The sequence below is a fragment of the uncultured Tateyamaria sp. genome, assembly GCF_947504105.1.
In the GTDB taxonomy this organism is placed as follows: domain Bacteria; phylum Pseudomonadota; class Alphaproteobacteria; order Rhodobacterales; family Rhodobacteraceae; genus Tateyamaria.
The window spans coordinates 114,449-139,141 of the sequence record NZ_CANNGP010000007.1 but is presented as its reverse complement, the minus strand read 5'-3'; the positions used below and the strand labels follow the sequence as shown (position 1 = coordinate 139,141).

Genomic DNA, 24,693 nt, shown 5'->3' with positions numbered 1-24,693 from the left:
AATCTTGCAGTCTATATTCGTTCTAACTAGCGCGTCAGTGCTATGGCACAGCCGCAAAGACCAAAATGGAGCCTCGCGTGGACTACACCGCCAAATTGGACACCGCACTGCAACGCCTGCATGACGAAGGTCGCTACCGGACCTTCATCGACATCGAGCGCCAGAAGGGGCAGTTCCCGCATGCGGAATGGACGCGGCCCGATGGCACCAAGGCACCCATCACCGTTTGGTGCGGCAACGACTATCTTGGCATGGGGCAAAACCCGATTGTGCTGAAGGCAATGCACGAGGCGATTGACGCGACGGGTGCGGGTTCGGGCGGGACGCGCAACATTTCAGGCACGACAGTCTATCACAAACGGCTTGAGGCCGAGCTTGCGGATCTGCATGGCAAGGACGCGGCACTGCTGTTTACAAGTGCATATATCGCCAATGACGCAACATTAAGTACGCTGCCTAAACTCTTTCCTGGGCTTATCATTTACTCGGATGCGCTGAACCACGCCTCGATGATTGAAGGGGTGCGTCGCAACGGTGGCGCCAAGCGTGTTTTCCGCCACAACGATGTTGAGCATCTGCGGGAACTGTTGGCGGCGGACGATCCGGACGCGCCCAAATTGATTGCCTTCGAATCGATCTATTCGATGGACGGTGACTTTGGCCCGATCTCAGAGATCTGCGAACTTGCTGATGAGTTCGGTGCGTTAACCTATATCGACGAGGTGCATGCCGTTGGTATGTACGGCCCACGCGGTGCTGGCGTTGCAGAGCGCGATGGCCTGATGCATCGCATGGATATCATCAATGGCACCTTGGCGAAGGCATACGGTGTGATGGGCGGCTACATCGCTGCATCGGCCAAGATGTGCGATGCCATCCGATCATATGCGCCTGGTTTCATTTTCACGACTTCGCTGCCGCCGGCTGTTGCGGCAGGGGCAGCGGCATCTGTCGCTTTCCTGAAAACTGCTGAAAACCTGCGGGCCGATCATCAGGCACAGGCCAAGGCGTTGAAATTGCGGCTTAAAGGTATGGGATTGCCCATCATCGACCACGGCAGTCACATTGTGCCTGTTATGGTCGGCAACCCGGTGCATACCAAACTGCTCAGCGACATGCTGCTGGAAGATCACGGGATATACGTGCAGCCTATCAACTTTCCCACGGTTCCACGCGGCACCGAACGGTTGCGATTCACTCCGTCGCCGGTGCACGGTCCGGAAGAGATCGATGCGCTTGTAAAAGCAATGGATAAACTGTGGTCGCACTGTGCGCTAAATCGCGCCGAGAGCGCCGGATAATTCACTAATATTCGCAAATATCGTTGCCATATGTTACCGTCTGTTAAACAACAGGGGTGGGGCGAATCGAGTGGGATCGATTTGTTATCACTTGGGACAATGGGGCAGCGGTATGATCGGGCGTAAATCCGACAGCACCAGAATCGAAGAAGACGTCGAGCCAAAGGGCTTTGACGATTTCGAACTGCGCCTTGGCGACATCATGCGCGGTGAGCGCGCGACGATGGGCAAGTCCCTTTTGGATGTGCAGCGCGAATTGCGCATCAAAGCCAGCTACATTGCCGCAATCGAAGCCTGCGACCCAGATGCGTTTGACACACCGGGCTTTATTGCCGGTTACGTCAGATCCTATGCCCGATATCTGAATATGGACCCCGACCGGGCATTTAATACTTTTTGCGGGGAAAGCGGTTTCGCAGTTGCGCATGGCATGTCGGCAGAGGCGTCCGTTGTCAAAAAGGCCGCACGCGAGGACCGGCTGCAAAAGCCACATGGCGCTGATATCTTTGCCGCGCCTGCGACACCGTTTTTACCGGCGGGCGAGGCCGTCTGGTCGCGCATAGAGCCGCGCGCGGTTGGTTCGTCCCTTGTGTTGCTTGCCTTGATTGGCGGTATTGGGTTTGGCGGCTACTCGGTACTGCAGGAAGTGCAGCGTGTGCAGGTTGCACCAGTTGACCAAACACCGGTGGTTTTGTCCGATCTTGATCCATTGGCCGGTTCGAACGTTGTTCAGGCCGAACAAGGACCAGCCATAGATACGCCCCGCGCGGATGCATTGGACCGTCTGTATCGACCGCAGGCGTTGGATGTGCCCGTGCTGGTGGCGCGCGATGCGCCCATCGCTACCTTGGATCCCCGCGAGATCGGAACATTTGCCGCACCTGCACCGGCGGACACTGCGCCGCTCATTGGCGCTGTAGATCGTGCCTTGGCCGAAGCGATCGCACCTACCGTGCCGCAGGTCGTCGAAGAAACTGCGCCTGCACTTACAATGGTTGCCGTACGCCCATCCTGGGTACGTGTCAGGGCCGCCGATGGCACCGTGATCTACGAGGCGACGATGCAGGCCGGTGACACGTGGGAAGCACCGCTGACCGAAGAGGCACCCACATTGCGCACCGGTGAAAGTGGCGCAATCTATTTTGCCATGAACGACAAATTCTATGGTCCTGTGGGCCCAACAGGGGCCGTGACGTCGAACCTGCCACTGGAAATCGCAGGGCTCAAAGAGACTTATCTGCCCGTTGATGTCAGCACGGACGAAGGTCTGACGCGTTATGCTGAGGCGCGGGCGGCATCCACACAGGTCAGCGAATAGTCGCGCCCCATTGCCGGTGTGGCGTCACCTGTCTATCTTCCATGACAACTGCCGATGCTGAACAGGGTGTTTCATGTCGCTTAACCATATTCGTCCGTGGCGTAACATCTACCGTCGGGAAAGCCGCCAGATTATGGTGGGGTCCGTACCCGTTGGTGGTGATGCACCGATCACCGTTCAGACTATGACCAACACTTTGACGACCGACGTCGCGGCGACAGTGGCGCAGGTGCAGGCCGCGGCCGAGGCTGGCGCGGATATCGTCCGGATCTCGGTTCCGGATCAGGCGTCGTCGAAAGCGTTGAGAGAGATCGTGGCGGAAAGCCCCGTGCCAATCGTCGCGGATATCCACTTTCACTACAAACGCGGGATCGAAGCGGCTGAGGCCGGTGCGGCCTGTCTGCGCATCAATCCAGGCAATATCGGGTCCGAGGATCGGGTTAAGGAAGTCATCAAGGCCGCACGCGACCACAATTGTTCGATCCGCATTGGCGTGAATGCGGGCTCGCTCGAAAAGCATTTGCTTGAGAAGTACGGAGAGCCGACGCCCGACGCGATGGTGGAGAGCGGCCTTGATCATATCAAGATCTTGCAGGACAACGACTTTCACGAGTTCAAGATCAGTTGCAAGGCGTCGGATGTCTTCATGGCTGCCACCGCCTACCAGAAGCTGGCCGAAGCCACGGATGCCCCCATTCACCTCGGGATCACGGAAGCGGGTGGCTTGACGTCGGGGACTATCAAATCGGCGATCGGCCTTGGCAATCTGCTGTGGATGGGTATTGGCGACACGATCCGCGTCTCATTGTCTGCCGATCCTGTCGAAGAGGTGAAGGTCGGCTATGAAATCCTCAAGTCGTTGGGCCTGCGTCATCGTGGCGTGAACATCATTTCCTGCCCGTCTTGCGCGCGTCAGGGCTTTGACGTGATCAAGACCGTTGAACTTCTGGAAGAGCGTCTGGCGCACATCAAGACACCCATGAGCTTATCCATCATTGGCTGTGTTGTGAACGGACCGGGCGAAGCGCTGATGACCGATGTCGGATTTACCGGCGGCGGGGCAGGGCATGGCATGGTCTACCTTGCTGGCAAACAGAGCCACCGGATGAACAACGACGCGATGGTCGATCATATCGTGGAAGAGGTCGAGAAGAAGGCCGCCGAGCTCGATGCAGCCGAAGCAGCAGATGCGCAGGCCGCTGAATAGCCAGCTATCCTAACAAGAAAACGGTACGAACATTTCCTGATTGTTCGACGGCCTAGCCACGCTTTTCGTCCACCAGCGCCTGCATCTCGTCAAACGGAAGGAAACCACGCAAAAGCTCGTCCTGCAGAACGAATGTCGGCGTTCCGGTGATCTGCAACCTTTGTGCCAGGGCACGGGTGCGACGAATTTCATCCGTCACCGCTTCGCTTTCCATATGGGCTTCGATCGCAGTGGCATCGAGGCCAAAGGTTGATGCCATGCGCCGCAGTGTCCGCATCGAAACGTCGCCTGACATCTCCATCACAGCGTCGCTGATATCTTTGTAAGCGTCCGGGCCAGCGACCTGCTTGGTCGCGATCGTAAACCGTGATGCGAGAAGAGACTGCTCGCCCAAGATCGGGAACTCCTTGACGATCAGGCGAATATTACCGTCTGTTTCCAGAAGCTTGGCCACTTCACCATGGGCCCGCTTGCAGAACCCGCAGCGGTAGTCGAGGAACTCGACCAGCGTAACATCACCGTCTGGATTGCCCCCCACGAAGCTGAAACCGTCGTTGAAGAGATCATCGGCGTTGTCCGACACAAGAGACAGATCGGCCTGCGCCTGTGCGACGGCTTGCCGCTGTTCCAGAACCTGCACTGCATCCATGATGACCTGTGGGTTGTCCATCAGGTACGCCCGCACTTCTTCGCGAAAGATCTGCCGCTCTTCGTCGGTCATCTGGCTCAGGTCGAGCGCTTGGGCAGGTAACGCAAGAGACATTGCAAAGGCGGCGGCAGTGAGGGGGCGGAAGAACATCGTCTATCTCCGTTTCTTGCGCTTTTCTGCGCGTTCAGAGGCAAGGAGTACATCCTGGGCTCGTTGCCAAGGGCCTGAGCCCTCTGGCAACAGGCCGGTGGCGCGTTTGGCGTGAATGCCGGCATCTTCCAGCCTGCCGCGCAGGGCGTAGCGCTCAGCCGTAATCAGAGAGGCCATCCCACGTTGACCGGATTTGGCGTAAGCCACACTAAGGTCGCGCAGCATTGATCCGTCGCGGAAATCGATGCGACGGGCCTGTTCCAGCGCGGGAAGGGCGGCGCTGACATTTCCGCTCGCCAACAGCGCCCGGCCATAGCCCGCTTGTAGCAACCCGTCGTTGGGCCGCAGTTGCACCGCGCGACCATGTGTATTCGCCGCTGCTGCAAACTGCCGTGTCTCCATCAATATCTGTCCCTTGAGATCGTATAGAAACGGATCCTGTGGGCGCAGGGCAATTGCCTTGTCTATGGCATTAATCGCGCGACGGGTTTGCGAGTTCTTGTGCCGTGCTGCGGCCTCGCGCATCAGGGCGATGTCGCGGTAACCGCTTTCGCCCAACCGGTTCAGTGTCCAGCTGGGGCGACGTGTAAAGGATGTCAGCTTGCCCTTTGCGCGTGTAAACCAATAATCCCATGTGGCAGTGGCAGAGTTGCCGTACGCTGCTGCAAATCCTTCGATTGTGCGCAGGCGGTCACGGCTCAGCGGGTGAGAGCGGACATAGGGGTCCTGCCTGCTTGCGCTCAGGACCTCTTGGCCGCGGAAAAGGCGAAAGACGTCCAGCATGCCACCCAGATCGATACCTGCGCTGCGCAGGTACCTTGCGCCGGATTGGTCCGCGGCAGTCTCTTCTGCTCGGGTGTGGCTTAGAAAATTGCGTTGCGCAGCGCTTTGCGCCCCAATGCCGATGGCTACGGCCCCTTCGCCTGCACCTGCTGCAGCGGCAAGGATTGCCAGCGCTTGACCCAGCGTGGCAGCGGTGCGGGCGTTGCCCAGATTGGTGATCCGCCGGGTGATGTGTCCGTTTGAGATATGCGCGGCTTCGTGTGCGATCACAGCTTGCAACATTGCTGCACTGTCCATTCGGCTGATCAGGCCGGAATGGATGTAGATAGCATCATTGCTGATCACAAAAGCGTTGAGGGAGCTGTCGTTGACGACAAGGATCTTGGTGCGCGATGCGCTTAATCCGGCCGCTTTGAGTACGGGGGCCGCGACTTGTGCCAGTGCATATTCCATGTCCGCGTCACGCAATAGGGATACCGCGCGCGCAGGCAAGGCAAGCGCAAGCGACACGATCAGGATTGACGCCACTCGCGCCACGGTATGAAAGGTCATGGTTCGATCATAGGAGACGCCATGCGAACCTCAAGACGCAGCGATGTCGATCCCTTCATTGTGATGGATGTGATGGAGGCCGCGCGTGCTGCCGAAGCCGCTGGCCGTCATGTAATCCATATGGAAGTCGGGCAACCCGGAACCGGCGCACCGCAGGCGGCGATCCGCGCATTGGAACAGGCGATGAATGACGGGCCGTTGGGATACACTGTTGCCCTGGGCCTGCCTGCGTTGCGGGCGCGCATCGCACAGCTATATGGTGAGTGGTATGACGTTGATCTTAATCCGGATCGTGTGATCGTCACTTCGGGCGCATCAGGTGGTTTCATCCTTGCGTTCAACGCGCTTTTCGACAGCGGCGATAGGGTGGGCATCGGAGCGCCCGGTTACCCGAGCTACCGGCAGATCCTTTCGGGGCTGGGCCTTACGCCAGTGGACTTGCCCACCGAGGCTGCCAACCGCTACCAACCTGTGCCCGAGGATTTTGCAGGACATGATCTGCAAGGCCTGCTGGTTGCTTCCCCAGCCAATCCGACCGGGACAATGCTGGATCATGCGGCGATGTCAGACCTGATCGGTGCCACGCAAAAGGCAGGCGCCAGTTTCATCAGCGACGAAATTTACCACGGTATCGAATACGAAGCCAAGGCCGTCAGTGCTTTGAATGTCAGTGACGATGTCTACGTCATCAATTCGTTTTCTAAATACTTCTCGATGACAGGATGGCGGGCGGGATGGATGGTGGTGCCCGAGGATCATGTGCGTGTGGTCGAACGTCTGGCCCAAAACATGTTCATATGCCCGCCGCACGCCAGCCAGGTGGCCGCGCTTGCGGCGATGGATGCAACCGATGAATTGAAGGCAAACCTGGATGTTTACCGCAGCAACCGCGCCTTGATGCTGGAGGGGCTGCCCAAGGCAGGGTTTACCCGGATCGCGCCCCCCGACGGGGCCTTCTACGTCTACACGGACGTGTCGGAGCTGACCGATGACAGCCGTGCATTTGCTGCCTGTATCCTGGACGAGGTGGGGGTCGCCGTCACGCCGGGCCTTGATTTCGACCCGATGCGTGGCCACCAAACGTTGCGCTTTTCCTATGCCCGCACGACAGAGGATGTCGCCGAGGGCTTACGCCGACTGAAGGATTTCATGGATCGGCGTTGATGGGGGATTCCCGCGGGACGCGGGACCCGGTATGCTGCGCGCAAAACGAAAAGGGCAGCAATTATGCGGGCGATCTTTGTCGCGTTGATGGTATGGGTCTATGCGGTCTCCACACAGGCTCAGGATTTGTCCGGTCTGGCCCGTGTGGACGTTACCAATAGCGAGATTTCCGATGGCTGGTTTGGCTCATCTGATCTGACTTTGACGTTGAGCCAAGGTGTGCCGTATCGTGTCTTTTCCCTGTCCGATCCGGCGCGGTTGGTGGTGGATTTTCGGGAAGTGGATTTTTCCGGCGTGTCGCCAGACAGCTTGCTGCCCAAGCCCGGTCGCATATCGGCTGTCCGTTTCGGGGCGTTCAAGCCGGGTTGGTCGCGATTGGTGCTGGATCTGGACCTGCCAATGCTTCCCAAGCAGATTGTGATGCCTGTCGATTCATCGTCTGGCCGCGCTGTTCTAAGCATCACTTTGAATGAGGTGTCTAAAGAGGAATTCGCGGAACGGGCGGGGCCGCCGGTGGATGCGGATTGGGGGGTGCAGGCCGCAGACCAACCACCCGAACCGGCACCTGACGGTTTCGTTGTTGTGATCGATCCCGGGCACGGGGGTATTGATCCGGGCGCTGTGCGTGACACGACGAGTGAAAAGGAACTGATGCTGGGTATTGGATTGGCCCTGCGCGATGCGCTCCGAAGGGCGGGTGGTGTGGAGGTTGTTTTGACCCGCGACACGGATACGTTCGTGTCCCTGACGGGCCGGGTTGCGCTGGCGCATCAGGTCGGTGCGGATGCTTTCGTGTCGTTGCATGCAGATGCCTTGAGCCAGGGGCAGGCTCGGGGTGCGACGGTTTATACATTGTCTGAAGAGGCGAGCGACGCGGCCTCGGCCCAACTGGCTGCACAGCACGACCGCGCAGATATTTTGGCGGGCGTCGACCTGAGCGGCACGGATGATCAGGTGGCATCGGTTCTGATGGACCTGGCCCGGACAGAGACGATGCCACGTACGGACACTTTGGCCACGGCGTTGATCGACAACATGGCAACGGCCGGCGGCCCGATGAACAAGCGCCCCCGGCGCGAAGCTGCGTTTTCGGTTCTGAAAAGCGCTGACATCCCGTCCGTCCTGGTCGAAGTCGGATTTCTGTCCGATCAACGCGACCTTTCCAACTTGCGTGATCCCGTCTGGCGCGCGGTGATGGTCGAAGCATTGGCGTCCGGCATCCTACAATGGCGGGATGATGATCTGGCAATGCAACCACTGATCCGGCAATAGCTTTCACATCGGCGGTATCGCGCTGTAGTTGGCTTTTGACCCCGTCCGCGCGCTGGCGTATACCGAAACAAAAGCAACCGTGAAAAACAGGTGCGGGCGGTTATGTTTCGGTTCATTCTTTCCTTCTTGGGCGGCATTTTCACCACGGTGACGATGGGCGTTGCGATGGTCGCGCTGTCGATCGGGGCCATATTCTGGATGTATGGCCGGGACTTGCCCAGCCACGAGTCGCTGGCCCAGTACCAGCCTGCCACGATCAGCCGTATTTACTCGGGCGAGGGCCAGATCATCGACGAGTTCGCACAGGAACGTCGGTTGTTTGCCCCGGCCGAGACGATCCCGGACCTTGTGAAGCAAGCGTTCATCTCGGCCGAGGACAAGAACTTTTATACGCATGACGGCTATGACCTGCGCGGTATTGGTGCCGCGGCATATGATGCCGTGCGAAGCCGCGGGCGTGATGTGCGCGGTGCATCTACGATCACGCAGCAGGTGATGAAGAACTTCTTGCTGTCCGGTGACCGCCAGGCCGAACGCAAAATCAAGGAGATCATCCTTGCGGCCCGCGTGGAAGGAGCGCTGAACAAGGAAAAGATCCTTGAACTGTATTTGAACGAGATTTTCCTCGGCCAGAACTCCTATGGGGTGGCCGCGGCCAGCCAGACCTATTTCAACAAGACGCTCACTGAACTGGCGCCACACGAGGCGGCTTTTCTGGCGTCCTTGCCCAAGGCACCGTCGGACTTTCATCCGGTGCGTCGGGCGGATCGTCTGCTTTCTCGTCGGAACTTCGTTCTGAAAGAGATGATGGAGAACGGGTACATAGATACCGCCACGTATGAAACCGAAGTGGCGATGCCATTGCGGTCGGTGCAGAATGGTGACTTCGAAAGCTTCAAGGCTGAACTGCCCCCGCGCCACTATTTCACCGACGAAATTCGCCGCCAGTTGAGTGAAGATTTCGGCAAGGCCGAGTTCTTTACCGGTGGCTATACAGTGCGGGCGACTATTGATGCCGAAATGCAGCCCATTGCGGCTTACGTACTGCGGCGCCAACTTGAAAGCTACGACCGGGGGCAGGGCGTCTGGCGCGGCTCGGGCGAGAGCATTGAGGCTGATCAGCTTGGGAACTGGGAAGAGGCGCTTAAGAATGTTCCGGTTGCACGTGACATCGACCTGAACGGGGTATGGCGGCCTGCCGTTGTCTTGGAAGTTGAAGACCAGCAGCTGCGCGTTGGTATTGAGGGTTGGACAGACAGCGAACCGGCCGCCGTTGTTCCGCGTGACGATATCAAGTGGATACAAGGCAACTTTTTCGACAATTTCGAAGTTGGCGATGTTGTGCATGTTCGCGCGATGACCGCTGATGACGACGGATCCTTCATACGCTGGACATTGCGTCAGGTGCCGCGCGTGCAGGGCGGCTTTGTCGCGATGGACGTGAACACGGGCCGCGTGATCGCGATGCAGGGCGGGTTCAGCTACCAGAATTCGGTGTTCAACCGTGCCACACAGGCCAAGCGGCAACCGGGGTCGTCTTTCAAGCCATTTGTTTATGCTGCCGCGCTCGATAGCGGATATTCCCCGGCAACCATCGTGGTGGACGCCCCGATCGAGATCAATACGCCGCAGGGCCTTTGGCGCCCGCGCAACTCGTCCAACAAGTTCTATGGTCCCACGCCGCTGCGTACGGGCATTGAACGGTCGAGAAACCTGATGACCATACGTCTGGCGGAAGAGGTCGGTATGGACATTGTCGCGGACTACGCAGAGCGGTTCGGCGTCTATGACAGCATGGGTCTGTTCCTTGCCAACTCGCTCGGCTCGGAAGAGACGACGTTGTACCAGATGGTGTCGGCCTATGCGATGTTTGCCAATGGTGGCGAGCGGGTGCAGCCGACGCTGATCGACAGGGTGCAGGACCGGTTTGGTCGCACCGTGTATCGTCACGACGAAAGTGAGTGCCGGGATTGCACACAATTGGCCAGCCTTGATCCGGGCCTTGCACCTCAGGTGGTATCTAATCGTGAGCGAGTCATGGACCCGGTTACAGCCTACCAGCTGACATCGATGATGAAAGGCGTGGTCGACCGTGGTACCGCATCGCGGAGCGTGAACTTGCCGGTGCCGATTGCGGGCAAGACCGGTACCACTAACGATGCCAAGGACGTATGGTTTATTGGCTTTTCCAGCGACATCGTTGCGGGCTGTTACATTGGCTATGACCAGCCGCGTAGTCTTGGCAAGGGTGCATCCGGCGGGGGTATGTGCGGCCCTGTGTTCAATGCATTCATGCAAGAGGCGATCGCGAAGTACGGTGGTGGGACCTTTGATGTTCCCGAGGAATGCGTGTTCATCAAGATCGATCGCTTTACAGGCTCGCGCCTGAGCGACGCGGCTGCAGGTGACAATGTCGTCAGCGAATGCTTCCGCGATGGGTTTGAGCCGACGTTCGGCATTGCGTTCGATGGTGGTTTTGCCATGGGCGCTGACCTGCCGTTGTTCGAGGAAGTCGGTGGCGGTGGCCGTCAGGTAACCACGTCTACGGGTAAAAAGGCCGTCGTTGGACCCAAAGCGAACTTCGGTACGCTTAGCTCGGGTGGTCTGTACTAGATACGCCCAAACAGTGGCACAGCTGCATTAACAGTTGTTCCGTGGCTGGAGGTCGTTTCGTCCTTTTTCGATGCCACTTTGATCGATCCGAATGGTCCAACAGAACTCTAAATAGTGACGGTTGACGGAAACACCTACCTGACTGTCGTGGGCTTGGATGGTGACGCGGTTGTGTCTCTCAGGATTGATTCCGATAGCGCAAGAGCCGACGTGTTCGTGTTCTCGGGTGCCATTGGAAACAACACGATCAAAGGCTTTGTCCGTGGCTCCGATGTCATCGACTTCAGTGCCATTGCGAACATCTCTTTCTTTGTGGATTTCCAGGCCGCTGCGCTGAGCTTGAATGGCTCAAGCTTGATCAAGGTGGATGGGGCGACGACACCGTAACGATCTCAGGCGTTGAAGACGACGAGTTGGACATGGGCGACTTCATCTTCGTCTGAGCATCGCTTGCGGAGCATCGGTACACACAGTAGACCAATGCGGCGTGGCGTATGACCACGCCGTAAGGGAGCGACTTGGGTCCGGTATGCGCGCAGAAATTCAGAATGTCGTCGAAGAGATTGAAAAGTCGGTGGCTTTGCTGGCTCAACGACTGGATGTCGACACGGCTCAGCACCGGCTGGAGGAGTTCAACGCGCGTGTTGAGGATCCCAATCTGTGGGACGATCCCGAGGCTGCACAGAAGTTGATGCGTGACCGCCAGATGCTGGTGGATGCCATGGAAACACATGACCGCATCAAGCAAGATCTGTCGGACAACATCGAGCTTATTGAATTGGGCGAGATGGAAGAGGATGAGGAGGTCGTCTCTGACGCAGAAGCTGCAATCAAGGCCCTTGCGGAAACGGCAGCCCAGAAAGAGCTTGAGGCGCTGCTGGATGGCGAGGCGGACGGTAACGACACATTCCTTGAGATCAACTCGGGCGCAGGTGGGACTGAATCCTGTGACTGGGCGGCAATGTTGGCGCGGATGTACGTTCGCTGGGCCGAAAAGAAGGGCTACAAGGTTGAGCTTCAGTCCGAGAGCGCGGGCGAAGAGGCGGGCATTAAATCAGCCACTTACAAGATCAGCGGCCAGAACGCCTATGGTTGGTTGAAGTCGGAAAGCGGCGTGCACCGGCTTGTGCGCATCAGCCCGTTTGACAGTGCTGCCAAACGCCACACAAGCTTTACCTCTGTCGGCGTGTATCCGGTGGTGGATGACAATATCGAGATCGAGGTGAACCCTGCCGATATCCGTATCGACACATATCGATCCTCGGGGGCTGGTGGACAGCACGTAAACACAACCGACTCGGCGGTGCGTATCACCCACGCGCCCACGGGCATTGTCGTGACAAGCTCGGAAAAATCCCAGCACCAGAACCGTGACATCGCCATGAAGGCGCTGAAGTCGCGGCTTTACCAGTTGGAGTTGGATCGCCGGAACGCTGCCGTGAACGAGATGCACGAGAACAAGGGCGATGCGGGCTGGGGCAACCAGATACGGTCATACGTCTTGCAGCCCTACCAGATGGTGAAAGACCTGCGCACCAATTTCGAAACCTCCGACACCAAGGGTGTTCTGGACGGCGACCTTGATGGTTTGATGGCCGCCACGTTAGCCTTGGATGTATCGGGCAAGTCCCGGGCAGAGGCGCAAGCGGACTGATCCGCACCCGGCCTGCCATCACGAAGGGAGGCCAGCAAAATGATCGAGCAAAGTGCGCTGATACTGCGAGCGCAGCTAGATGCAGGTGAGGTCACGGCCGAGACGGTCATGGCACACACGCTGGACGGCATCGCTGCAGTGAACCCCTCCGTGAATGCCATCGTGTCGCTGCGCGATGCCGATACCTTGATGGCCGAGGCGCGCGCGGCGGATGCAGCGCCCAAAACGGGCTGGTTGCACGGTATTCCGATGGCAATCAAGGATTTGGCAAACGCTAAAGGTTTGCCTACGTCGATGGGATCGCCCCTTTTTGCCGGGCAAGTCGCGCAAACTGACGATATCATGGTTGCCCGCTTGCGCGCTGCAGGTGCCATCATCATCGGAAAGACCAATACGCCTGAGTTTGGTTTGGGGTCACACAGCATCAATCCTGTCTTTGGCGCCACACGAAATCCTTACGATACAGGGCGCAGTGCTGGCGGGTCGTCCGGAGGGGCAGGCGCCGCCTTGGCGACCGGAATGCTGAGTGTCGCTGACGGCTCTGATATGATGGGATCCCTGCGCAACCCGGCGGGATGGAACAATGTGTACGGGATGAGGCCCAGCTGGGGGTTCGTTCCATCGGAGCCTATGGGGGACAGTTTTCTGCACCAACTGGCGACCAACGGGCCGATGGCGCGGACCCCGTCTGATCTGGCGGCTCTGCTTGATACCATGGCGGGGTCCGATCCACGCCAGCCACATGGCATGGATGCCCCGCCTACCTTGCCGCAAATCGGTGGTGGTGCGGACGGGCTTCGGATTGGCTGGCTTGGCGCTTGGGACGGCGCGCTGCCGATGGAAGCCGGCGTGCTGGACCTGTGCACTGCCGCGCTGACGCAGATGGAAGGGCTGGGGATCACTGTCGACCTTCTGCCTGCCCCCTTCGATCGTGACGCAATCTGGTTGTCTTGGATCACGCTGCGCAGTTGGGCCGTGTCGGGCAGCCTCGGTACTCTGCATGCAGACCCGGCCAAGCGCGATCAGTTGAAAGCGGCAGCCATATGGGAGGTCGAACGCGGCCTTGCCATGTCTGCGATGGAGGTACATCGGGCGAGTGCGGTAAGATCGGAGTGGTTCAAGACTGCCACGACATTGTTCGAGCAATATGATGTGCTTGCGCTGCCGTCAGCGCAGATGTGGCCGTTCGACGTGGCCATTGACTGGCCGCGAGAGTTGGCTGGCACAAAGATGGATACGTATCACCGCTGGATGGAGGTTGTGGTGCCCGCAAGTTTATTGGGTCTTCCTGTTGTGTGCGTGCCTGCTGGTTTCGGCGGTCCGCACGATCTGCCCATGGGGGTGCAGCTTATTGGACGGCGGGGCAGTGATGCACTCTTGTTGCGATTGGCACAGGCGTGGCACCTTATGACTGATTGGCCTGCGCGCCGTCCCGGAATGGAGGGTCTAACCTGATGGAAGCGAACCCGTATCCGAGCCTCCCTGCGGGTGTTCCACCTTTTAACGCGCCGCGCTCCGACTTCATTCGTCACGCGCTGTCATCAGGCTGGGCAGATTTTCGCACGGCACCGGGCTTCGGCCTTTTGACGGGGTGTGCCTCTGTCTTGGCGGGGTGGGGATTGATTGGCCTAACCCTGTGGGCCGGTCACACCTTTTGGCTGATCCTAGCGGTTTTTGGATTTCCGCTGGTCGCTCCATTTTGCGCACTTGGAACCTACGAAGTCTCGCGCCGGATCGGGATGGACCAGCCCGCTGGCATCGGTTCTATCCTTGGGCAACTGCGCGCTGAGCGTGGCCGACAACTGCCCTGGTTGTCGATGCTGATGGTGGTTGCGTTGCTGTTCTGGTTCTTTCTGGGTCACATGATTTTTGCATTGTTTCTGGGGCTTAAACCGATGGTGAACGTGACCACGTCGCTTAATGTGTTCCTGAGCCCTGACGGCTTGATGATGATAGCGCTTGGGACCGTCGTGGGCGGGTTTTTTGCATTTATCTTCTTTGCGATGTGCGTGTTGGGTTTGCCGCTTCTGCTCGCGCGTGAGGTTGATTACATGACGGCTATCCTCGCCAGTTGGGGTCATGTCCAAGCCCACATGGTCCCGATGCTTTCGTGGGCGGTCGTGATCGTGGTTTTGCTTTGTCTGGCGATGCTGCCTGGCTTGCTGGGGCTTGTGATCGTGCTGCCGTGGCTGGGCCATGCATCCTGGCACGTCTATGCGCAGATGGCGGCAGGCGCTCGCTAAAGCGGCGTTTCGCGTTCCATCTGAACCAGAAGGTCCCGCAAAACAGGTGCATCGGGATGTGCTGTTTCCAAGGCAAAGACGTATGCTTGCGTCAGGAAGAAGGCGTACTCATCCTTGGACGGTGCCGCTGCTGCCGCCTCTTGATACAGACTGACCAGATCTGAGCGTTTCCCTTCGATATGTGCTGCGAGAACGCGCTGCTCCAGATCGTTGTTCATTCAGCAGCGTCGACGACCGCGCGGTGGGCCATCATCTGTTCGGCGACCCAACTGTGGAACAGGTGCGTTGGTCCATCCATGGCAGGCGAGAAACGGCCGCCGTCAAACATTGGCGTTTGGCGCCCATGTTGCATGCCTTCCACAACAAAAATGTCTTCTTCGAACACTTGCTTCCACAGCTTCGTATTGCGGGCGCGCAAAGCAGGATCGGTATCAGGTTGCGCGTAGTAGAGGTGAATGTTCTCGACTGTTCGGCCCGGTGCTTGCGGGACCAATATGATGGCAAAGGCGTGATCACGATGCACACCCAGCAGCACGTTTGGGTAGGCTGTGATGTATTCGGCTGCGGTGTCCCACTTGTCGCTCAACCCCGCGAAATCGGGGAAGGTATGGCCGTCGTCCCCTTTCAATTGCCGGTAAACGAGCGTGCCCTGGCCAGAATATCGGCTTGGTGCTTCGATGTGGTAGTGATCCTCGAGCCGCGAGTACACGTTCAAGTCCGGGTGCACCCAAGGCAGGTGATAGCTCTCGCAATAGTTCTCGACTGCAAGCTTCCAGTTGCAGTTTACGGAGAGTTGAAAATGGCTGTCTGCGCCGCCGTGATACAAGGGTTTGTCGAACTCAGCCCAGCGTGCCAGCAAGTCTGCGTTGGCCTCTTCAAAGGGTTGCGCTTCGCCGGACAGATTGATCCAGATGACATCCATCCAAACATAGCTGCGCACTTCTATGAGCCCGAGCAGCGATTTGTCGATACCGTCAGCGGTATTCTGACCCGGTCCGCCAACATGTGGCGTTGAAACCAAACGACCTTCCGTCGAGTAGCACCAGCTGTGGTAGGGGCAGCGAATGGCACCCTCGATCTTGCGCGCCGCGTCGACCAGGATCATCCCACGATGACGGCAGATGTTGTGAAACACGCGAACAGCACCTGCCTTGTCCCTGATCAAAAGCAGTGGCATATCCAGAAATGTGACCGGTACCGCGTCTCCGGTGGTTGGAATATCGGCCGCAACGGCCAAACCAGACCAGCCTGTCATTAACAGTGCGTGGCGCTCTTCCTCGAACACCGCTTGATCGATGTAGTGTTCATTCGGCAGGCCGTGCGCAGACGAAATCGGACGGCGCACTGCGTTCAGGTCTGTAGCGTCCATTCGCATTCCTCATATGTCTTATGACGCAAGGGTATTGGTCGTAGCCAAATGGGTGCGTGGATTTTCGACAGATTTTTGCCGTACCCGACATGTTGCCTGCGGCTCAGCCTCGGCGCAGTTGTTGGGACATCCCGGCCGGAATGGTGCGGGCCTTGGCATTGAGGCGGAATGGAATGATCTCAGCCGAGTCGGCGACATCAACAAGTGCGCGTTTCTCACTTCGGACTTGATGCAGGCTATCGGGTAGGGTGGTGCCAAGGCTTTGGCGCAACAAGCGCGCACTGCTTACTTTGCGTAGATTGCGTTCCGCGAAGGCGTCGAATTCAACCATGTCTCCGACATCAAAAAAGACGTCAGGTATTGTAGTGCAGTCGTTTCGCGACAAATACGCGAGGTCGCCGTGATCCTCGCACCAGATGACCGCCTTCTCAGTTTTTGGATCGCTCCAAAGTATGACACCAATCATTGCTGTACCCAGAGTTAGACATCTTTTATCAAACTCAATTCTAGACATTTGCGACATGACTAAGTCGGTAACGTTCGCTTGCATTTTGTGTCTGCAGCGGTATCGTGCAGGTGCGGTTTTGCGTCACTGTTGATGCGAAGTGGCGTCATTATCTGGGCGGGCGGCTCTGATTGGCGTCGGGTTAACGATTTGTATTTCGATCCGAGCATTGAACGAAGAGACGAATATGCCAGAAATGCGTAGATCACCGGCGGAATTGCGCAGTATGTTCGGTCAAAATCTGCGGATTCTTGCCGAAGGCTATCCATCCATTTCCGAACTATCGCGTCAACTGGGCATCAACCGAACTCAATTCAATCGCTATCTGTCTGGGGAAAGCTTCCCGCGACCGGATGTTTTGGCGCGGATTTGCGACTTCTTTGACGTTGACGCTCGTGTTCTGCTTGAGCCCGTTCAAAACATCATGTCTGGATCTGATCCACTCACCGGCCCCTCTCTCAAGGATTTTGTCGGAGCGGGGGTCGGGTTGATTGATGAACTGATCTTTCCAAGCGGATTTTATCGTTTCGTCAGAGCCAGTTTTCTGGATCCCGATAGGTACGTTACGGGACTTGTGCGGGTATTCAGAGATAACGGTGCGACCATAGTGCGCGGTTACGAGACCCGCGCAGCGCTGAGTGTTCAGGGTATGCCTGTGACCAGGCAAGCGCGCGAATTTCGTGGTTTAGTTTTGCGTCAAGAAGACGGTGTAAGCGCTCTGATTTCCCGTCGCGGATCTCATACCGCGTCGTTTAACTACCTAAGTCGGGTGACATCTTTTGAAAACAATGTATGGGTTGGCTATGTCGCGCGTACCACGCAAGAGACGCTGAGCAACGACCGCGTCGTACGCATGATCTACGAACATCTTGGCCGTGACTTTGGCACTGCAAAAGCCGCAGCACGTGCATCGGGGTATTGCACGGTTGACGATCTGACGCCTTATCAGAAGCGATTGTTGAAAGTGGGCGAACCCTTTGCCTAGTCGCCGCGGGGTAGGGCGGCAACCCCGGTTCGCGCGACTTCAACCAGTCCGAGCGGGTGCATCAGGTCGGCAAAGGCATCAATCTTGTCCGGCGCGCCCGTAATCTCGAAAATAAAGCTTTCTAGAGTGCTGTCGACAACGTTGGCACGGAAAATATCGGCCAGACGCAACGCCTCGACACGTTTGTCGCCTTGACCGGCGACTTTGAACATGGCGAGCTCACGCTCTACCGATGGTCCCTCAACCGTAAGGTCGTGCACTTCGTGCACGGACACGATCCGGCCCAGCTGCGCCTTGATCTGTTCTATCACTTGCGGCGTGCCTGCAGTCACGATGGTGATGCGGGACAGATGGCCGGTATGATCCACTTCTGCGACCGTCAGGCTTTCGATGTTGTAGCCACGACCAGAAAACAAACCGATGACACGGGCTAGAACCCCCGGTTCGTTTTCGACCAGTACCGCGAGGGTGTGCCGCTCTTCCACGTCCGAAAAGGTAGGACGTAGGTTATAAGCGGAGTGGCTGGTGGAGCCTTTTTTGATTTTGAGTGCGGACATGTCAGTCTTTTCCTTGTCGTCAGCCGAAACTTGGGAAGTTCCGTCCCGTTCTCTTTTAAAGAAACGGCGCGTTACACCAGCACGGAGCCTTTTGCATCGATCACACCCTGGGTTTCGGCTTCTCCCAACAGCATCTCATTGTGCGCCTTGCCCGACGGGATCATGGGGAAACAGTTCTCGTGTTTCTCAACCAGACAGTCAAAAAGCACGGGTCCATCATGGGTGATCATCTCCATGATCGCATCGTCCAGATCGTCAGGATCAGAACAGATAATACCCTTGGCTCCGAATGCTTCGGCCAGTTTGACGAAATCGGGCAGACTCTCGGACCATGAATGGGAATAGCGTTCACCGTGAAGCAATTCTTGCCATTGGCGCACCATACCGAGGCGTTCATTGTTCAGGATGAACTGCTTGACCGGCAGATTGAATTGCATGGCGGTGCCCAGCTCTTGCATGTTCATCAGCCAGGATGCTTCACCCGCAACGTTGATCACCAATGCCTCCGGATGGCCCATCTGTACGCCAATCGACGCCGGGAAGCCGTAACCCATTGTGCCCAGCCCACCGGATGTCATCCAACGGTTTGGGTCTTCGAAGCCCAGGTACTGCGCGGCCCACATTTGATGTTGGCCCACCTCGGTGCAGATGTAGCGATCATGGTCTTTCGTAAGCGCTTCCAACCGGGCAAGGGCGTATTGTGGCCTGATGGTCTTGCCTTCTTGTTTGAACTTCAGGCAATCGACCGCTTTCCATTCGTCAATCTTGGACCACCACTGGGCCATGGCGGCCTGATTGGTCTTGCGGCCGCGCGACTTCCATACTTTCAGGATGTCTTCCAACACGTGCCCTACATCTCCGACAATCGGGATGTCCGCCTTGATCACTTTGTTGATCGACGATGGATCGATATCGATATGCGCCTTCTTCGACTTTGGGCTGAATGCATCGATGCGCCCGGTAATCCTGTCGTCGAAACGTGCGCCGATGTTGATCATCAGATCGCAATCGTGCATCGCCATGTTGGCTTCATACAGGCCGTGCATGCCAAGCATTCCTGTCCAGTGCTTGCCGCTGGCGGGGTAGGATCCCAGCCCCATCAGGGTTGATGTGATCGGAAAACCCGTTGCATCCACAAGTTCACGCAGCAATTGGCTGGCGCCGGGGCCAGAGTTGATAACCCCGCCGCCTGTATAGAAAATTGGCCGTTTGGCTGTTTCGATGGCGGCAACCAGTTCAGTGATCGCTTCCATGTCGCCCTTGACCTGCGGTTGGTAGTGCGAGGTCGACGGTTTGGGCGGGGTGTAGGTGCCGGTGGCAAATTGCACATCCTTGGGAATGTCGATCAACACCGGACCTGGACGGCCCGCAGTCGCAACATGAAACGCTTCGTGAATAACGCCCGACAGGCTGTCGGTTTCTTTCACCAACCAGTTGTGTTTCGTGCAGGGACGGGTGATGCCAACCGTATCCGCTTCCTGAAACGCATCCGATCCGATCATGAATGTAGGAACCTGGCCTGTCAGAACGATGATCGGGATTGAATCCATCAATGCGTCCGTCAAACCGGTCACGGCGTTTGTGGCACCCGGGCCAGAGGTGACGAGGCACACGCCGGGTTTGCCTGTCGCGCGCGCGTAGCCTTCGGCGGCATGCACCGCACCTTGCTCATGGCGCACCAAGATGTGCTTGATCGAGTTCTGCTGAAAGATTTCGTCGTAAATCGGTAGCACAGCGCCACCGGGATATCCGAATACCGTGTCCACACCCTGATCGATGAGGGCTTGGACGACCATTTTCGCTCCGGTCATTTGACGTGTCATATCCGCGTGCTCCGTCTGCGGTTTATCATTGCGCATAAAAAAACCCCCGGGTTTCGGGGGCGCATGGGTGTCAGTCTGGAATTCCGTTACCGGCCCATGCGCATGTCCACTACGATGACGACTAGATCAGTCATTAACCCTGAGGTCCTTTTCTGCGTGTGCGAACATTATGCGCCGTCCGAGGGAGGGTCAACAGCCCAAATTCAGAAAAATCTGTCTCCCAGCGGAAAAAAATAGAAACTTTATTGCGTCTGATGGGCCGTAACAGACATTAACGGTAAATTTTTGGTGCTGGTGGCGACGTTGCTGTTGTTCTTTTCACCGGCCATTGTGGCGATTTCGGTGCGTGCGGTGGTCGCCAGCATCTGAATTTCTTCGGCAAGCGTTTTGAATTCGACTGCGATCACGCCCAAGCCACGTCCCGCATCGCCGACGCGCGCTGCCTCGACCGACGCATTGAGGGAAACAAGGCGCACATGCTTGCCGATCTGCTCTAGCCGCATCAGAGTTTTGGAGATCGCGTCGCCGGCTGCGCTTGCTCGTTCGACTTCCTCGTGACGATTTACGTCCAACTTGGCCCACAAGCCGTCACAAAATCCCGTCACACACTCGAAAAAACCGCCCCTTCCGACCCGTAGATGGACACTCAGAGCATCACGGAGCTGCCGGACATCATCCGCATCTGCAGCAAGGGTGACAGCGTGGGTTAGGTCGCGCATTTGAACAAATGAGGCAACTGCCTTCGGATTTTCGGAACCGTGTTGCCCAATCCAGTCGCATACCCAGTCTGGAACGACCCGCTGAGGGTCAGTTCCTTGTACCAAAGCTGCTGAACGCGCAATCGCATCGTATTGCTCTTTCAGGATTGCCCGCCATTGTGCCCGCATCTCGGCTGTTTCCGTTCCGAGTGGATTCACGCGAAAAAGGTAAGAACCAAACAATGCCGAGCGGATCGCCCGCGCGCGGGTTGTTGCGATCAAGTCGATCGCCGCCCTGCGTTGCGCAAAGCGTTGAGTGTCCGTTTCAGGCGCAAACCCGTTTTGGAGAGAAGGCTGTGACATGCGTCACCATTGCCATTGATCAATTTAGAAATCGTTAGTGATGAATGGTCAAAGCGCGTTGCCGGTTCCCTGAAGCACACCGTGTTCCAGTGCGTAGCGGGTTAGGCCTGCGGTCGATGATATGCCAAGTTTGCGCTTTATATTCTTGCGGTGGGTTTCGACGGTACGCACCGAGATGTCCAAGGCATTTGCCACTTCCTTGTTCGATAGCCCTTGCGCCAATTGCAACAAGATCGTTTGTTCACGACCGGTTAAAGCCCCCGCGCCATCAGCGCGTTTGGGTGCAATTGCGCCTTCTGCGCCGATGCAGAGATATCTTTCACCCTTCATCACCGTCTCTACCGCCTTGGCGATCTCTTCGGTTGGTACGTCCTTTAGCACATATCCCATCGCTCCGTGGCTGAGGGCTGATGAGATGTATTCGGGGCTGTCATGCATGGAAAGAATCAGGATGCGTGTACCTGGGCGTTTTTCAAGTAAGAGCTCGGTTGCGGTAAGGCCCCCCATCTCGGGCATGTTGAGGTCCATCAGGATGACGTCCGGATCAAACGAATCAAGCTGGTCGATAACTGCGCGACCGGTGCCAAGCGTTCCGACCACGGAAATACCCTCATGGTCCTCGAGTACCGACTGGATACCCTGTGCGACCATTGGGTGATCGTCAACAATCAGAACACGTATCGAGTCAGTCATGCGCGCACGCGCTCCTTACCGGGGGTCGAGCTTTCTGGTGGTAGCAGGTGGGTCAATGGAACAGTTGCTTCGATCACAGTGCCACCTTGGTTGCCTGCACCGGATAAGATACGCAAGGTGCCATCCAACTGCTCCACGCGTTCCTGCATGTTGCGCAGGCCAATTCCCGTAGATCTTCGGCTAAGCGAGCGGTCGAGGCCGACCCCATTGTCCGAGATACGCAGCGTGGCCCCGCGTTTATGGCCGCGCAGATCGACGGATACGGTTGTGGCCGCTGCGTGCCGTTCAATGTTTGTGAGCGCCTCTTGGGCAATCCGATAGAGTGCGATCTTGGCATCTTGGTCCAGCCGGTTGCGGAATACAAAGGTCTGAAAATCGGTCTCTATTCCGGTGCGATCCGCAAAATCTTCAACCAACGCCTTAAGTGCAGGCCCAAGACCCAGGTCATCCAACGCACCAGGTCGTAGATCACGGCTGATACGCCGCACTTCAGCAATGGCCGTACCAAGGTTCTCGATCCCTTGGGTCAACGGCGCGGTGGCATCCCCGCTGCCCTTGTCCAAACGCCGCCTTGCGCTGTCGAGCGCATAGCGGACACCGACGAGGATCTGGCTGATACCGTCATGCAATTCGCGCGCGACACGGCTGCGTTCTTCCTCCTGCGCGTCGAAAACCCGTTGCGTCAGCTTCTTCAGCTTTGCATCGGCCAAGCGACGTTCACGAATGTTAAGCGCCATACCTGATCCGAAAACCATAAGCAGGGCGGCCAACGTGATACCTGATATGTAATAGAAGGTGCGCTGTACCCGGGTTTCCACGTCGGCGCGTGCTTCTGCGACCGAGGTCAACACATCGTCGATGAACACACCGGTGCCCACGGCCCATCGCCATGAGGGGAACGAGGTAACGTAGGTGATCATCTCGGCTTCCCGACCATTCGACGGCTTGGGCCAAAGGTGGGTCAGATACCCGTCGCCTTGACGCGCGATGTCGATCAAGTTGGCGACGACATGCGTGCCTCGACTGTCGGTGAGGGCAAGATGGTTGTTGTTGATCATCTCGGTTTGGCGCGGACTGACCAGGTTGTTTCCATCGTAGTCGTAGACGAAAAAGAAACCTTCATCTCCGTAGATCATGGCGGACAGGATCTGCGCGACCTGATCCTTTGCCTGCTGGTCGTTGGGAGCAGCGGATCCGTAGATAAAGTAAAACCCGTTACGTGCCTGCGTGACGTAATTGCGCAACTCCCGTTTCTTGGCCTCGATCAGTTGGGTTTCCAGCGCTTGTATTTCCCGCTCGGCCAACGCGCGGGACTGTATGGCAACCAAAACAGCGATGGCAGCAACCGCAAGGATAAGCGGGACTGCAGCCACGAGAGATAGCTTTTGCGCATAGCTGAGGCGCAGATGAGAAAGGGCACGTCGCACAACCCGATTCGATACGCGGATTACCGCTCGAATCAAAGAGGAACGTAGAAAATTACAGGCGCTAACGGGATCACGTTAGAATGAAGCGCGGGCGAAATTGGTGAAAAAAAACTGACCAGATGCGTAGAATCGCCGACTTTCTACGCAGTACTAGGTATTTTCATCGTCGCCGCCATCGCTAGTGTGTCGGCACTCGAAACGATCCGCCCCCCTGGGAGGGGAAGGGCATCATAATTGGGAGGAGTATCTCTATGGATCGTCGTTCTTTTCTGAAGACGTCTGCACTTGGTGGGTCTGCCGCCGCAGCAACGACGCTGGCCGCACCGGCGTACGCACAAGGCAAGCGCACCCTGACAATGGTTACATCGTGGCCCCGTGGCTTTGCCGTTCTGGATGATGCGGCAAGCTACCTCGAGCAATTCGTGGGCGAGATGTCGGACGGTCAGCTGACCATCGACAAGAAAGCCCCGGGCGAGCTGGTTGGCGCGTTCGAAGTGTTCGACGCCGTGTCGTCGGGCCAGGCGGACATGTATCACTCGGCTGACTACTACTTCATCGGTCAGCACCCCGCATACGCCTACTATACGGCTGTGCCGTTTGGCGGCACCGCGCAGGAAGTCACCAACTGGTACGAGCACGGCGGCGGCCAAGAGCTGCACGACGAGCTGGGCGAGATCTTCAACCTCAAGGGCCTGCTTGCCGGTAACTCCGGTTCGCAATCCGGCGGTTGGTTCCGCAACGAGATCAACTCGGCTGCTGACTTCAACGGTCTGAAGTTCCGTATGCCCGGTCTGGGTGGCAAAGTGCTGGGTAAACTGGGCGCATCCGTTCAGAACATCCCCGGCGGTGAGCTGTATCAGGCGCTGTCGTCCGGCGCTCTGGACGGTCTGGAGTGGGTTGGCCCGATGGCTGACGAACGCGCTGGTTTCCAGGAAGTGGCAAAGGTCTACTACACCGCCGGTTTCCACGAACCGGGTTCGGCTCTGGCCGCAAACGTTAACCTGGACGTCTGGAACGACCTGACACCGCAACACCAGGCAATCCTTCAGAACGCGTCGCGTGCTGTGACACACTATCAATTGGCTGAAACACTGGCCAACAACGGTGCCGCGCTGGCCCGCCTGCAGCAGCAGGGTGTGAAAACATTGCAATTCTCCGACGATGTCTGGGATGCGTTCGGTACTGCCTCTGCAGAAGTGATGGACGAGAACATGGGCGACGAGCTGTTTGCAAAAACACGCAAGTCGTTCGAAGAAAGCCTCGCCACATCTGCCAGCTGGATCAACAAATCGGACGGCTACTATGTCCAACAGCGCGTGCGCGTGCTGGGCGGCTAAGCCGACACTTTCTGAAAACACCAAGGGCTC

The 24,693-nt window shown here is 57.5% G+C and carries 22 protein-coding genes; 12 read left to right on the top strand and 10 right to left on the bottom strand.

Features of this window, described 5'->3' with window-relative positions:
* The first annotated feature begins 77 nt into the window (after window positions 1-77).
* The 3 genes from hemA to ispG all read left to right on the top strand — a co-directional run bounded on the left by hemA (window position 78) and on the right by ispG (window position 3,826).
* Complete coding sequence (gene hemA / locus Q1A75_RS07040) at window positions 78-1,301, top strand: 5-aminolevulinate synthase (RefSeq protein ID WP_299546184.1); 1,224 nt, start codon at window positions 78-80, stop codon at window positions 1,299-1,301.
* Between the two features lie 112 nt (window positions 1,302-1,413).
* A complete protein-coding gene (locus Q1A75_RS07035) occupies window positions 1,414-2,619 on the top strand; it encodes a helix-turn-helix domain-containing protein (RefSeq protein ID WP_299546186.1) in 1,206 nt (401 codons plus the stop codon).
* A gap of 73 nt (window positions 2,620-2,692) precedes the next feature.
* Complete coding sequence (gene ispG, locus Q1A75_RS07030) at window positions 2,693-3,826, top strand: flavodoxin-dependent (E)-4-hydroxy-3-methylbut-2-enyl-diphosphate synthase (RefSeq protein WP_299546188.1); 1,134 nt, start codon at window positions 2,693-2,695, stop codon at window positions 3,824-3,826.
* Window positions 3,827-3,878: 52 nt separating this feature from the next.
* Here ispG and Q1A75_RS07025 read toward each other — a convergent pair whose 3' ends face one another.
* A complete protein-coding gene (locus tag Q1A75_RS07025; RefSeq protein WP_299546190.1) occupies window positions 3,879-4,625 on the bottom strand; it encodes a DsbA family protein in 747 nt (248 codons plus the stop codon).
* A gap of 3 nt (window positions 4,626-4,628) precedes the next feature.
* Complete coding sequence (locus Q1A75_RS07020; protein WP_299546192.1) at window positions 4,629-5,960, bottom strand: M48 family metalloprotease; 1,332 nt, start codon at window positions 5,958-5,960, stop codon at window positions 4,629-4,631.
* A 21-nt stretch (window positions 5,961-5,981) separates the two neighbouring features.
* On the opposite strand from Q1A75_RS07020, the gene Q1A75_RS07015 reads away from it, so the two are divergent.
* The 7 genes from Q1A75_RS07015 to Q1A75_RS06985 all read left to right on the top strand — a co-directional run bounded on the left by Q1A75_RS07015 (window position 5,982) and on the right by Q1A75_RS06985 (window position 14,906).
* Window positions 5,982-7,124: an aminotransferase class I/II-fold pyridoxal phosphate-dependent enzyme gene (locus tag Q1A75_RS07015; protein WP_299546194.1), complete on the top strand. Its 1,143-nt coding sequence runs from the start codon at window positions 5,982-5,984 to the stop codon at window positions 7,122-7,124.
* A gap of 63 nt (window positions 7,125-7,187) precedes the next feature.
* Window positions 7,188-8,396, top strand: coding sequence for an N-acetylmuramoyl-L-alanine amidase (locus Q1A75_RS07010; RefSeq protein WP_299546196.1), 1,209 nt, complete (start codon window positions 7,188-7,190; stop codon window positions 8,394-8,396).
* 102 nt (window positions 8,397-8,498) lie between these two features.
* Window positions 8,499-11,009: a PBP1A family penicillin-binding protein gene (locus Q1A75_RS07005; RefSeq protein ID WP_299546198.1), complete on the top strand. Its 2,511-nt coding sequence runs from the start codon at window positions 8,499-8,501 to the stop codon at window positions 11,007-11,009.
* 114 nt (window positions 11,010-11,123) lie between these two features.
* Window positions 11,124-11,396 carry a hypothetical protein gene (locus Q1A75_RS07000; RefSeq protein WP_299546200.1) on the top strand — a complete coding sequence of 91 codons (273 nt, stop codon included), beginning with the start codon at window positions 11,124-11,126 and terminating at the stop codon, window positions 11,394-11,396.
* 142 nt (window positions 11,397-11,538) lie between these two features.
* Window positions 11,539-12,663, top strand: a complete 1,125-nt coding sequence (gene prfB / locus Q1A75_RS06995) for a peptide chain release factor 2 (protein WP_299546201.1) — start codon at window positions 11,539-11,541, stop codon at window positions 12,661-12,663.
* A gap of 39 nt (window positions 12,664-12,702) precedes the next feature.
* Window positions 12,703-14,118 carry an amidase gene (locus Q1A75_RS06990; RefSeq protein ID WP_299546203.1) on the top strand — a complete coding sequence of 472 codons (1,416 nt, stop codon included), beginning with the start codon at window positions 12,703-12,705 and terminating at the stop codon, window positions 14,116-14,118.
* Window positions 14,118-14,906: a DUF2189 domain-containing protein gene (locus Q1A75_RS06985; RefSeq protein WP_299546205.1), complete on the top strand. Its 789-nt coding sequence runs from the start codon at window positions 14,118-14,120 to the stop codon at window positions 14,904-14,906. The genes Q1A75_RS06990 and Q1A75_RS06985 overlap by 1 nt, the downstream gene beginning before the upstream one ends.
* Here Q1A75_RS06985 and Q1A75_RS06980 read toward each other — a convergent pair.
* The 3 genes from Q1A75_RS06980 to Q1A75_RS06970 form a co-directional block, all read right to left on the bottom strand.
* Complete coding sequence (locus Q1A75_RS06980) at window positions 14,903-15,124, bottom strand: hypothetical protein (protein WP_299546207.1); 222 nt, start codon at window positions 15,122-15,124, stop codon at window positions 14,903-14,905. The genes Q1A75_RS06985 and Q1A75_RS06980 overlap by 4 nt on opposite strands.
* Window positions 15,121-16,281: an aromatic ring-hydroxylating dioxygenase subunit alpha gene (locus Q1A75_RS06975; RefSeq protein WP_299546209.1), complete on the bottom strand. Its 1,161-nt coding sequence runs from the start codon at window positions 16,279-16,281 to the stop codon at window positions 15,121-15,123. The genes Q1A75_RS06980 and Q1A75_RS06975 overlap by 4 nt, the downstream gene beginning before the upstream one ends.
* A 97-nt stretch (window positions 16,282-16,378) precedes the next feature.
* Entirely contained in the window at window positions 16,379-16,825 is a 447-nt protein-coding gene (locus tag Q1A75_RS06970) for a hypothetical protein (protein ID WP_299591926.1), read from the bottom strand.
* 142 nt (window positions 16,826-16,967) lie between these two features.
* Here Q1A75_RS06970 and Q1A75_RS06965 point away from each other — a divergent pair, with 142 nt between their 5' ends.
* Window positions 16,968-17,765: a helix-turn-helix transcriptional regulator gene (locus Q1A75_RS06965; RefSeq protein ID WP_299546273.1), complete on the top strand. Its 798-nt coding sequence runs from the start codon at window positions 16,968-16,970 to the stop codon at window positions 17,763-17,765.
* On the opposite strand, the gene ilvN is transcribed toward Q1A75_RS06965, so the two are convergent.
* The 5 genes from ilvN to Q1A75_RS06940 all read right to left on the bottom strand — a co-directional run bounded on the left by ilvN (window position 17,762) and on the right by Q1A75_RS06940 (window position 23,326).
* The gene (ilvN, locus tag Q1A75_RS06960; protein ID WP_299546213.1) at window positions 17,762-18,322 is read right to left on the bottom strand and encodes an acetolactate synthase small subunit; all 561 of its coding nucleotides are present in this window, start codon (window positions 18,320-18,322) and stop codon (window positions 17,762-17,764) included. The two genes, Q1A75_RS06965 and ilvN, sit on opposite strands and share 4 nt — an antisense overlap.
* 71 nt (window positions 18,323-18,393) lie before the next feature.
* On the bottom strand, window positions 18,394-20,145 hold the full coding sequence (locus tag Q1A75_RS06955) for an acetolactate synthase 3 large subunit (protein ID WP_299546215.1): 1,752 nt from the start codon (window positions 20,143-20,145) through the stop codon (window positions 18,394-18,396).
* A 242-nt stretch (window positions 20,146-20,387) separates the two neighbouring features.
* Window positions 20,388-21,125 carry a methyl-accepting chemotaxis protein gene (locus Q1A75_RS06950; protein ID WP_299546217.1) on the bottom strand — a complete coding sequence of 246 codons (738 nt, stop codon included), beginning with the start codon at window positions 21,123-21,125 and terminating at the stop codon, window positions 20,388-20,390.
* 129 nt (window positions 21,126-21,254) lie between these two features.
* Window positions 21,255-21,899, bottom strand: coding sequence for a response regulator transcription factor (locus Q1A75_RS06945; RefSeq protein WP_299546219.1), 645 nt, complete (start codon window positions 21,897-21,899; stop codon window positions 21,255-21,257).
* On the bottom strand, window positions 21,896-23,326 hold the full coding sequence (locus Q1A75_RS06940; RefSeq protein ID WP_299546221.1) for a cache domain-containing protein: 1,431 nt from the start codon (window positions 23,324-23,326) through the stop codon (window positions 21,896-21,898). Before Q1A75_RS06940 ends, Q1A75_RS06945 begins: the two co-directional genes overlap by 4 nt.
* 251 nt (window positions 23,327-23,577) lie before the next feature.
* On the opposite strand from Q1A75_RS06940, the gene Q1A75_RS06935 reads away from it, so the two are divergent.
* On the top strand, window positions 23,578-24,663 hold the full coding sequence (locus Q1A75_RS06935) for a TRAP transporter substrate-binding protein (protein ID WP_299546223.1): 1,086 nt from the start codon (window positions 23,578-23,580) through the stop codon (window positions 24,661-24,663).
* Window positions 24,664-24,693 lie beyond the last annotated feature (30 nt).